The organism is Tepidisphaeraceae bacterium (genome assembly GCA_035998445.1).
GTDB lineage: Bacteria > Planctomycetota > Phycisphaerae > Tepidisphaerales > Tepidisphaeraceae > DASYHQ01.
On the sequence record DASYHQ010000010.1, the window covers coordinates 1 to 11,967 of the forward strand.

The 11,967-nt window shown below is 64.4% G+C and carries 5 protein-coding genes; 2 read left to right on the forward strand and 3 right to left on the reverse strand.

What is annotated here, in order from left to right; all coding sequences use genetic code 11:
* On the reverse strand, nt 1–3,291 hold a 3,291-nt coding region (locus VGN72_02840; protein HEV7298273.1), incomplete at its 3' end, for a hypothetical protein.
* A 576-nt stretch (nt 3,292–3,867) separates the two neighbouring features.
* Here VGN72_02840 and VGN72_02845 point away from each other — a divergent pair.
* Complete coding sequence (locus VGN72_02845; GenBank protein ID HEV7298274.1) at nt 3,868–4,089, forward strand: hypothetical protein; 222 nt, start codon at nt 3,868–3,870, stop codon at nt 4,087–4,089.
* Nucleotides 4,090–4,105: 16 nt separating this feature from the next.
* Here VGN72_02845 and VGN72_02850 read toward each other — a convergent pair whose 3' ends face one another.
* Complete coding sequence (locus tag VGN72_02850; protein ID HEV7298275.1) at nt 4,106–9,154, reverse strand: PA14 domain-containing protein; 5,049 nt, start codon at nt 9,152–9,154, stop codon at nt 4,106–4,108.
* A 502-nt stretch (nt 9,155–9,656) separates the two neighbouring features.
* On the opposite strand from VGN72_02850, the gene VGN72_02855 reads away from it, so the two are divergent.
* Entirely contained in the window at nt 9,657–10,937 is a 1,281-nt protein-coding gene (locus tag VGN72_02855) for a substrate-binding domain-containing protein (protein HEV7298276.1), read from the forward strand.
* A 195-nt stretch (nt 10,938–11,132) separates the two neighbouring features.
* On the opposite strand, the gene VGN72_02860 is transcribed toward VGN72_02855, so the two are convergent.
* Nucleotides 11,133–11,879 (reverse strand): hypothetical protein, encoded by a 747-nt coding sequence (locus VGN72_02860; GenBank protein HEV7298277.1) that lies wholly within the window; start codon nt 11,877–11,879, stop codon nt 11,133–11,135.
* Between the last annotated feature and the right edge of the window lie 88 nt (nt 11,880–11,967).

Consider the following 11,967-nt stretch of genomic DNA (forward strand, 5'->3'; position numbering starts at 1 on the left):
GGCGGCGGTGCGGGTGACGGTCCACTGGGCCGACGAGCCGCTGCCGGCGAAGTCCGCGTAGCCGCTGCCGGTGTAGCCGGCGTGCTGCGAGGACTTGGCCGTCCCGCCACCCAGCGTCGCGTCCTCCGCCTGCAGGACGACTGATGTGGTCGGCGGAGGCGTGGCCGGGTTGAGCGTTACGGCCGTCGTGTAGTCCGTGTACCCGCCATCCTTGTCCGAGATGCGGCCGCGCACGGTGAAGGACCCGGCTGCTGCGTAGGTGAACGAGGCGACCTCGCTGGTCGAATCCGCGACTTCGTCGGCGTCGGTGAAGTCGCCGTCGTTGTTGAAGTCGAACGAGTAACGGAACCCCGCCGCGACGTCAACTGACGACGGATCGCTGGCGTTCGCAAACGACACAGTAGTACTGCTGCCCAGCGTCACGGGCGCGGCCGTCCCAAACGTGGCTGTCGGGTTGGCATTGGCCACGGTAACCGTCGCAGTGTCGAACGACGTCGCGCCGTTGCGCGTCGCCCGCAGCGCCACCGTGCGCGATGCCGGACCCTCCGGGTTGCCGAGCGAGGGAGATGAGCCTGTATAGGTCGGGCGAAAATCGAAACCGTTGTAATTCAGGTCCCACTCCAGCACGGCGTCGGTGGACGATCCGGCCGACGATAGGATCAGTGGTTGCCCTTCGGTCACGGTGTACGAACCGTTGGCTTTAGCCACCGGAGGCACCGGACCCGGCGCGTAGGCGTAGAACTCCGTTGTTCTCGACTCCGGGGTGAACGCTTCGAGGTAGATCCACCCGTTGGAGACGTGATGCTTGTAAACGATCGAGAGCCCGTTGCGGCCGGCGTAGATCTCGTCGGAGACCATCGTCCCCGCGTCGGTACCGTCCGTGCGCCACATCTCCTCTCCCCGGTCAGGTGATTCCCCTACGAAGTACAGCGCGTCGCCGCTTGCATAAAGGAAAAGGGGGCTGCCGCCTCGGTCGGTAACGAGTTGGGTGCCGGCGGCCGTGCCGTCGCTCGACCACAGTCTGCGTTCGACGTTGGATATCGCGACGTTGTAATACGCGCGGCCGTTCATCACCGTGAGCAGGGACGGGCCATAGGATTCGACCGGCGTTGCCGCGGAAATCGAGGCCGTGCCCGCCGCCCTGCCGTCGCTCGACCACAGGGTGAACGGCGCGCCCGCCTCCGATTGTGCCATGTACAGGACGCGGTCGCCGATCGAGACCAGCCCGTACGTGCCGAACTTGTCCTTCACGTCGAAAGCCACCACGCCCAAGTCGACGGGCGTGTCGCCGGCGTCACCGCTCATCTTGAACAAGCGCACGCCGCCATCCACGTTGGCCAGGAAAAACACACTGCCATTCGCCCGTACCAATCCACGGGCCACAACCGTGAAAAAATGCGTCGTGGCGCCGACGGCTGCGACGGGCATGGTGCCGGCGGTCGTCCCATTCGTCTTCCAGATCTGCGTGGTCGAACTTGACCCGCGTCGGATGAAGTACAACTCGTCGCCCAGAGCGTAGAACTCCATGTTGTCCGACACCGTCGTACCTTGTGGAAAGGTGAAGACGATGGAGACGTCCGGGCCGATGGCGCGGAACAGAACCTGAGCACCCGTTACGGTTGACTGGCCTACCGCGTAGTACGCGTCATTCAGGCCGCCGTAGACCTCATGATCGGACATGATGCCGGCATCGAGAAGCGGCACGGGCTTCGTACCCGCCTTGGTGCCGTCGGTTACCCAGAGCGCGCTGATGCCCGTTGGCGTGTTGACGCGGAAATAGGCATAGTCGCCGACGGTCGTCAGCGCGGTCGTGTGGGTGTTGTAGACGCCCGCCCTGGAAACGACCCCGTCGGCCGGACCGGGCACGGTGTCGCTCAGCAGCGATGCGCCAGATGCATCGACGCGCCACAGCTCGTAACCGTGGACGCCATCGTCGGCGATCAGGATGGATGCGTCGCCGAGGCGAACGGCGTCCTTCGGGTAGCTGGGGATCTTCAGCACGTTTATATCGGCCAGGATCCGCGTACCGCTGATGGCGCCATCGGTCACCCAGGTCTCGCGGCCCGCCGCCGCGCTGTGGTGCGAGAAGTAGACCAAGCCCCCATGGCTGGATACGGGCGCCGCAAAGTTAGAATGACTGTGACGCGGAATCGTGCTTCGAACCAGTACCGTCACCGAGTCATCAATCGGAGAAACGAGGCTGACGACCTCGCTCGCGTCATTTCCAGTGACGATCATCAGGCCCAGCGGCGTTGCGAACTTCTGGCCATCGCCGGAATGACTCGTGTCGATTGCCTTCAGGGACTGCATCGCCGGATCGGTGACGTACAGTACGCCACCGGCCGTGAGGTACAGTTTGCCCGCCGTGGCAATCAGGGTTTCAAAGCTTACACCGTAAAGGTCGAACGCACTCGTCGTGCCGGCGAGGGTCCCGTCGGTCCTCCACAACGAGGTTCCACCCCCGTTCGGTGAGTGCCCAAAGAAATAGGCGTAATCGCCCAGGCTCGCCATGCGACCCCGTGGCTGAACCGCTACCGACCCACCAACTAATTCAGTTGTACCGGCAGGCGTGCCGTCGGTGCGCAACAACGTTGTAACCGATCCGGACGCCAACCGACCTTGGAACAACAGCGTCCCGTTGGACATTTCGACGACCGACGGAGTGGTCCAACTGGGCACCATGACCGTCGCTCCGCCCAGTGGCACCGTCCCGTTCGCCGTGCCATCGGACACGTAGAGGGGCTTGAGGGCGGGCACGGCACCGACGTTGGCGAATATAAACTTGCCCCGCGCGACACCCATCGGCTGCAGGCCATATCCGCCCGGACCCGGCACCCTGTCGAGCGTGATCCTCGTACCCTCAACGGTGCCGTCGGAGATCCAGACTTCGACGCCTGTTGGGGCATCGCCGGCGATGAAGAACGCGCGGTTACCGATCACCGTAAGCTGCGGGGGCTTGCTGTTTCCAACGTGTTCGAAAGATCGCAGTTGAGCCGTACCGTTGACCGTGCCGTCCGTCCGCCAAAGTATAATGCGTTCACTGCTTTGAACAGCGAATAGCGCCGTACCCTCATCCAGGGCAGCCAACTGGCCGAAACGATGGGTCTGACCGTTTCCGAGCAAGTCCGTGAGGCGCGTCGATGCCCCGGCTGCGTCAACGGCCCACAGTTCCTCGCCGTGCAGACCGTCGTCGGCGCTCATCAGGCGCTTACCATTGATAACGACCGGCGTGGACGCGTCGGACGATCGATTGAAGTCGCTGATCGTATCGATCATGCTAACCGACAGCATCTGCCGCGCTTCGAGCCCCTCGACCCATGGGCGTACCGGCTGCGCAGTTCCGCACCGCTTGGAATAATTTGTCATTTTGGAGATTCCCCAACGTACGGCTTGATCCCAGGTCCCATACGTCGCAACTCATCAAAGTTCTACGTATTGATGTGTAACGTGGCGGCGACGGATCCACAAGCGATTAGCAATCGAAGATCCACCTCTGTGTTCTCCGGGAATCAATCCAAATCATTTTTGCCCGCATAGTCCGAACAGCCCGCGCTTCGGCCGAGCGTCACGATCGAGAGCGACACTATAACTACCCCTGTCCCCCGCCCCTCTGCTAAGCTACCAGGCCCCCTCCTCCTTTTGCAGCCGGCGGCATTTTTACGCGCTGGCGTCTGGTTCTGATGCCACCCTCCGCACTCCAGGCACCGCTCGGGCGCCGCCCGGAGGTCGTAGCCGCAGGCGGGGCAGAGGCTGGCCCCTGCCCGGCGCTGGAGCCCCCGGCGGGACTGTGCCCACACCAGCAGCGGTACCGCCGCCACTACTAGCGGCGCGGCCAGCGGCACCCGCGCGATGAGGAAGTCGTACACCATGCCGTGGAGGAATCCCACCACGCCGTGCGGCGGCTCGAGGTACGCCACTCGCGGGTCGACCCGCGTGGCGGTGCAGGTGATCGAGTCCGGCGACCGCGGTTCCGCGGCCGAGGCGTACGGCCCGCCCTGGCGCACGTCCAACCTCGGGCAGCGAACGTGCAGCCGCCCCGACGTTCGTCGGGGCGGCCGGTACCACGAGCGCGCTTTCGTCCCAAGGTGAAGTGCGACCGTCTGCGTCAGGCCAGCAGTTCGAGCTCTGAAAGTTGGAGCATACCGTCGCCACTGTTGGCAGTGACGTTCAGCCGGTAAAACTTGTACGCACCGGGCGTGGCAACGGTGTACATGTTGCCGGCCAGGCGGGCGGGCCACGTCTGATTTGACCGGCTATCGAGGGTCGACCAAGACGAGTTATCGTTCGAGCCGAGCAACGTCCAGTTCCTCGGGTCGCGCGTCGGCGCATCGTTTCCACTGCGTACGATGTATTGCCGTACCGTTCGCGCGGCGTCGTTGGCGAACTGGTACTGAAGCCATCCGGTCGGCGAGAACGTGAGCCACTTGGTCGCCGTGGTGCCGTCGAAGGCTTGTGCCGCGCCCTCGTTGGCCGACACGTTCTGCCCGCTCGCGGTGGCGGTGCCACCGGTCGCCCGATTGGCAATGACCGGGGCGACGCTTGCGGTGATTGCCGTGCCTCCGTCGGCGTAGAGTTGCGCGGCAGGTATGGCTTGGAACGTCGTCTGTCCCGGGCGTTGCCACAGCAGGCGGGCGACCGCCCCGCCGGTGTTCTCGTAGTACTCCATGCGGATCGACTTCTTCTCGCCTGCGCCGAAGCTGATGGCGGCCGAGTCGTAACTCGTGGGGGCTTGATTGATCCATCCGCTGGCGACCAGCTGCTCGTTGACGTACAGGCGGATGCCGTCGTCCCCGGTAATGCGGAACACGTAGTTACCGGCCTCCTCGGCCTGCACCTCACCCGTCCACCGGGCGCTGTACGTATCCAGCCCGATCTCGGTCGCCGGCGAGCCGTTCCCCCAGTCAAAATTGATCGGCCCGTCGATGCGCGTCACCGTCGCACCGGTAAAGTCCATGTTGTCGTAGTACGTCGCGCTCAGGCCCGTGCCACTGGGCGCGGGCGGAGCGGAGGCGCCGAACGCGAAGTTGTCGTAATGGGCATAAGCGGCGCCCGAACCGATGTTGCGCGGGGTGAACCAGACGTATTCAAGGTCCGACCACGTGGCGTCGAGCGTGATGGTGGTCAGCGTGTCGGACGTGACGTCGACGGCACGGGTGACCGTCTGCGTGCTGCCCACCTTCTTGCCGACGATGTCGATGACGGTGTTGGTGCTGTAGACCCTGCGAACTTGGAACGAGGTGAGCGTGAAGCCCCCATTATCGCCGCGCCGTGCCTCGAGCCGCTGGCCCCAGTCCTGCGTGCGGACGACCTGCGAGCCGCCGCCCGACTCGATCGTCAGGTTGGCCGAGCCGTTGTACGGCAAGGACCCACGGTTGAAGAACTTGTAGTTGCCCTCGGTGTAGGTGCCGTCGGTCGCGACCGGCCCCGAGAATGTCACGGTGGCCGTTCCGTTCGTGGCGGGTTGCGTCGTGGCGCTGGCCATTGCGCTGTTGGCCGAGCTGCCGGCGGCGTTCGTCGCTCGCACGCGATAGTAGTACGGCGTTGCAGCCGAAAGCCCGGTATTCGCATAGCTGGTCACGTTGGCGCCGACCGTGATGGCCGTCGGCGAGGCGAACGAACTGCTCGTGCTTCGCTCGATGATGAACCCGGTCTCATTGCCCGAGTTGTCGTTCCAGGTCAGGTTGATCTGGCTGGCCGACGTTGCGGTCGCGGCCAGGTTGGACGGTGCGGCCGGGGCGGTGGGATTTGGCGTGGTCGTCGACGAGGCGATGGAGACGTTGTCGATCGACACCAGATCGCCGGACCCGACGCCGTCGCGCTCGAACCGGACGATGAGGAATTCATACCCACCGCCGAAGTCGCGGGTGACCGAGTGGTTGGTCCACCCGGTGTTTGCGGTCGCGACGTCGCCACTGTCGTAGAGCGTGGTGGCGGCGAACGGGAACGACCCGAACTGCCGGGGGAACACGACGCCGTTGGGGGTGTACCAATCGTTGCGGTTGAAGTCGAAGTACGGCGAGCCGCTGGCGTTCACGCCGTACACCAGCATGCGAAGGCGGTTCTCCGCCCCGCCACCCTCGGTGTTGCGGTAGTCGAAACGCACGGTCTGCGAGCCGCGATTGGCCTTGTCGTTGCGAACCAACTGGAACGCGCCGTACGACGTGTTGTTGGTCGTGGCCTGAAGCGTACCGTCGGACTGGCGGACGAATGCGGTTCCACCATCGAAGGTGTACCAAGCGGGCGATCCATCGGTCAGCAACTTGGTGCTCAAAGGGTGGTATCCGGTCTGCCGCATCATCGACGACGAGAAATCACCGTTGGTTAGCGCGTTCACCTGCCCGGCCGCCACGCTGACGGATTGGTTGATCGAGTTGGTTGCCCCCTTGTTGTCCCACACGGTCAACCGCACCACCTTGGCACCGGCCGAGGTGAAGGTGTGCGTGGGCTTCTCGCCCCACGCATCGATGGTGCCGTTGTTGTCGAAGTCCCACCCGTAGGCGGCGATGCGGTTACCGGCCGTCGTGGCGGCGTCGACATCGCTGGAGCCGGAGCCGTCGAAACGAACGGTGAGCCCGTCGCTGGCGGCGCTGGTGAACGTCGCGGTCGGCAGCGTGTTGCTGCCCTGCACGGTGAAGCTTGGGTTGTTGCGCAGTTCCAGGTACGAGTAGATCGGGTTCGGCACGGGCTGGAAGCTGTTGTTGGGGTCGAGCCGCTCGCCGGGCAGGATGTTCACGCGATTGTTGAAGCTGCCACCGCTGATCCAGCTGTCGCGGAAGACCGGGGGTCGGCCGACCTCCTGGTCGCCGTCAAAGGGAATCAACACGCCTTGGTCGAAGCCAACGACGGTGGTGTTCTCGATGCGGATGCTGCGCGGGTTGTAGTTGACGTCGATGCCGATGCGGACCTTTTGGGTCGACGATGTCGGGTCGGCGACGCCGGTCGACGTGCCGACGAGCGTGCTGTTGGTGACGGACAGGAAGCCCGCATAGACAAAGCTGACGGCCGACCCGGAGCGGACCGACCCGCCGATCTGCGAGATCGAGCCGTAGGTGCCCCACGACTTAAAGTTGTCCAGCACGTTGCGCACCGGACTGCGCGGGCCGATCGCCTCGCGCAGCTGCCAGCCGTACTGGAACCCGCTGTAGGAGTTGGATGCCGTGTTGTTGCTGAACGACTGCCAGGGCACGTGCCACGCCTTGATGTTGTTGGCCCCATAGGCGGTAACGAGGCTGTTGCGCAGCGTAAGGTCGGCAATTTGGTCGGGGTTGATGGGGTTACGGCTGTTGTGGACGTCGTCGGCGTCGCCGTACACCTCGAACGCCGGGCCGGCAGCAGAGGCGACGACGTTCCCGTCGGTGACGAACAGGCCCCCCCCTTGTAACCAGATCCCGTTGCCGAAGCTGCCGAAATCATGGTTGCCTGCGCGCCCACCGGGGGCATTGGGCTCGTACGTGCGGCCGTTGCCGCTGCCAATGTCCGAGGCGTTCGACCCGCGGGCCTTGATGGCAAGATTGTTCGTGAAGCTGCCCAGTTCGGTGCCCTCTTCGGTCATGAAGTGGGCGCCCAAGACGTCGTAGGAGACGTTGGAGTTAAAGTTGCCCTTGGACGAGTGCAGCGCGTAGCCCCAGCCTGAAGAGTTTTCGACGACGCACCCGTCGACGACTGCAGCGATGCCCGCCGGGGTGTTGTTGGACAGGTGGTGCATGTGCACCGCGTAACGGCCGCGCGCGTTGTTGTAGGTGGCGCCGGAGCCGGACTTGTCGGGGTCGGTCACGCGCACGTCCTTGCTGGTGCGCCCCAGGCCGTAGAACGAGGCGTTGTTGACGTTCACGCTCGCCGGACCAGTGAACATCGTGTGGCCGCGCCGGTTGTCGGCCGTGGTGGCGAGCCGCCAGTTCTCCGTCTCGAACGTGACGTTGCGCGTCAGGTTCCCGGCGTGCACCTTGAATCCGTAGCCGGCGGGCACGCTGTGGGCAAACCGGAGCGCGTTGCCGCCACCGTCCTGGTTGGTGAAGGTGATCGTGCGGCCGCTGATCGATTGGATCGTCAGCACCTCGTCGCGGAATCGCGAGTTGTCGGCGTCGGAGCCGTTGGCGTTGTAGCTCGTGCCGGTCAGCACGATGCGGTCGCCGACGCGCCATCCGGTCAGGTCTTGCTCGAACGTAAGGGACGTGGCGCCGGCCGAGACGTTGCCAAGGGTGACGCGGTCGGTCTTGTTGGCGCCGTGGATGTTGGCAATTCCCTCGACGATCAGGCCGCGCGAGATGGCCGAGCGGTCGACATTGAAGTCGATGGCGGTGCCCGAGGAGAACTGGATCAGCGCGGTATTGGCTGCGTTGACCGGATTGGCGGCCGTGCCGATGTTCAGCGTGCCGGCCTCGGCGACGACGAACGTGTCGACGAGCAGGTGCGTGTTCTGCGCGGTCGCGAAGTTCAAGACCCCATCGACGCGCAATGTGTTGAGCCGCACCGGGTTGGACGCGACGTTGTAGGTGACGACCTGCCCGTTCGGCACCCACGCTCTTGCGCCGGCGGCGGGGACAACACCGTTGAGCCAGGTGGTGGGGTTGGTCCAATCGCCCGAGCGGATCGCGACGTGGGTCGCGGTGCCGGTCGGCACGAGATCGAGGATCGCGTTGTGGTCGCTCTCGTGCGCCGCGTTGTGAGAATGCCCGGCGGGCGCGATGCGCACGTGGTTGGCGTCGAAGTTTCCCGTGTCCGCCACGAGCCGCATCCACTGTGTGCCAGCCGGCAGCATGATCCCCTTGATGGTGACATCGGCGAACGTGTCGGACGAACCGGTCCCCTTCACGACGAACAGGCCGCTGCGCGTGACCCCCGCCCCACCGATCTGACTTTGCGGCCCGAACTCCAGATGAAGGTGACCGCCGTAAGTGCCGACCGATGCCGACGACGCGACGCGGACGGTGATGTCGTAGCGATGCGCCGCTTCGGGATTAATCGTATACCCAAGCCACTCCCCCGCGGCGATCGAGCCCACCTTGTAGCCGCCACCGGCGTCGTTGGTGGAGTAGAGGTCGACGGCCTCACCCGTGCGGTACTGTCCACCGAGGTTACTGGCGGTCGTGTCGTTGTACGCGTTGCCCTGACCCCCGGTGTCGAAGTTCTCCGCCTGCACGATGGTGCTGCCCACGTGCGGAATCGGGACCGGCGTGCCACCATAGGCGGCCGCGAACAGAACGCGCGACTCGCATGCTTCAACGATGACGGCACGACCGCGCCGTGTGGGACGCCTCAGCGGACGACGCGACGAGCACGACGAAGCAGGGACATCGGAAGTTGAACGTTCGACGTTCGAAGCAATTTTCGGCAGGGCCATTCTGATAATCCTCCGTGCAAGATTTGGCAAATGCGCACGCGTCCCGCGCGCATCGGAATTGTCCGTTTGCGACACGCCGATCAGGATTGAACTCGGTCGAGAGACGATGAGGAGACGTGGCCAAGCGGGCCAATCTCGGGGCTCACAATTAGACGAAAATGGGGTAAAATTACGGTCTAATAGGATAGTATCACACGAATTGTCCCCCTCCCAATGTGAGCTTTGGTAAAGCGTTTCGGTTTTTTGGAAACGCAGCCACTGCGAATCGAGAGGGCGCGGAGAACGTCGTATCTGGCTTGTCGCTCGGAGGTTGTACATGCCGCGTGATCTCCGCCATGCTGCTCACGTCGATCATGTCCGCCGCCCCGGTCGTAAGCCCCCGTACGAAGGCAAGTTGGTGGCAGGCCGGCCGTTGAACGCGCCGGTGCCGATGATCGCGGTGGCGGTCTATCCGCGCTGGTCGTATGACCGCGGGATCTTACGAGGCATCGCTGAGTTCACGGCAGGCCCGGCCCGCTTCCGACACGTGGTGCTCCCCGAGCCGGCTGACGATTCCGCTGGCATCCTCCGTAACAGCGCCGCCTTTTCGATCGCGGGGGTGATCGGCGCCGAAGGCCCTGTGCTCGACCTAGCGATAAGCCTCGGGTTGCCGTGCGTCTGCGTGACGGGCGTCGCGCGGCAGTTCCCGGCCCCGCGTGTGCTGAGCGACGACGTGCGCATCGGACGCGAGATCGCGCGTCATCTGCTCGATCAGGGCTACCGCCGACTGGGATTCCTGGACTACCGCAGGTTCACGTGGTTCGGCCGCCAGCGTTGGCACGGCTTTCGCGCCGCTGCGGTCGCCGCGGGCGTCGAATGCCATCGCTTTGCGGCCACGCCGACGTTGTCCCCCAGCTTTGCCCCGGACAGTCGGCGGCTCGATCGTTACCTCGATGCCTTCATCCGACGCGGTGGCGGTGGGCCGGCCGCGGTGATGGCCTCAACCGACCACCTCGGCGTCGAGGCGATTGCCGCTGCGGCCCGCGTGGGCCTTCGCGTGCCTGAGGACCTTGCCGTGGTTGGCGTGGACGACAACGACGTCGTCTTCGAATCGTGCGTGCCTGCGCTCACGTCGCTCGGGCAGCACACGGACCGCATCGGATACACGGCCGCCACGCTCCTGTCACGCCTGATCGCCGGCGACGGGCCGGTCCCCCAGCTTACGCTCGTTGAGCCTGGCGAACTGATCGTCCGCCGCTCCAGCGACCACATGGTCATCAGCGACCGCCTCGTCGCCGCCGCCCTTCAACAGGTGCGCGATCCGGAGACCGTCATCATCAAGGTTGAGACGATCGCCGCCCGACTGGGGGTGTCGCGCAAAACGTTGGACGAACGATTCAAGGCAGTCATCGGACGCACACCCGCGGCGGAGGTGCGGCGGCTACAAGTCGAGCGTGCGCGGCGCCTCCTGCTGACGAGCGACCTTTCCATTGGCGACGTCGCCGCCGCGGCAGGATTTTCGTCGGCCCAACAGCTCTCCGAAACTTTTCACCGCGAGACCGGCCTCACCCCCACCGACTGCCGCCGGCGCAGCCGCGCATCAAGTATGGGCCGCTGATCCGCCCTCGATGAGGCTGCGAACGGACCACGGGCAGCCGGAACTAGAGCGAAGAGGCCGAAAGTTCAGCGGAGCGAACGGCCGAAACGGTGAACGTGGGCCGAAACTCCCTCCCTGGCCGGCGACCCACGCGTGCATTCCCGAGCCGCGGGGGCTCTTTTTCCGTCAGGAAATAGCACCGACGCAGCGCCTGCATTAACGAGCCTGTGGTGACGCTTCCAGATTAACTTCTACCAGCGACGCGTCTTTGCGATCCATCAGCACCAAGCCGTGGAACTGGCTGTAGAACATCTGCATTACCGCGTCTGTTTTCAGCTCCCGTTCCGTGTACGGGCCGGCCAAAGTGCCTGAAAAAGGAGAGGATGATGCGCTGGGGGGACGACGTAGGATGCCGATACTTGCGCCCCGATCGGCCAAGGCCGTTAGTACCGACGCTGCCCGATCATCGGCAGACAAACGATCTTGCCCGACAACGATCGTTTGCTGCTTCGCCGCCACCAATTTTCCAATGGACTCGAACTGATCGAAAGTCGCATTGTACGCCGTGAGAATCGCGGGCAGCTTGTCTGGCGCATCGACGACTAGCAATGGCCGGTCCGCCGTCAACGCCGCAAGATCGCCGAGGTTGTTCGGGTGAAGTTGTACCGCTTGTTCACCTGCAAGTAGTTCCCGGCCACCGTCGACCATGCTAGCCCGAAAGCGAAATTTTGCGGCGATCGGTTGGCGAACTGTTGGTACGCGCAACGTCACCTTCGCCTTGCCAGCCGGTAGGATTGCTTCGCCTTCGACCAGCGTCGTACCGGCTGCCGACAGGTCCCAACGTACGAGCGCCGTCGGCATTGGGGCATTCAACCCCCAGCGAAATTCAACCGTCTGTACCTGTCCGCCGACCCAGTAGCCGGCGTGGCTCAGGATGATCAAAAGTGCTGTCGCGACGTCCATCGAACCCCTCTGACTTCTCGGCTATGCCCGAATCCCACATCGGTCAGTCTGATCGGGTGAGGGTGCTTTCCCGCCCCACCATGATCTG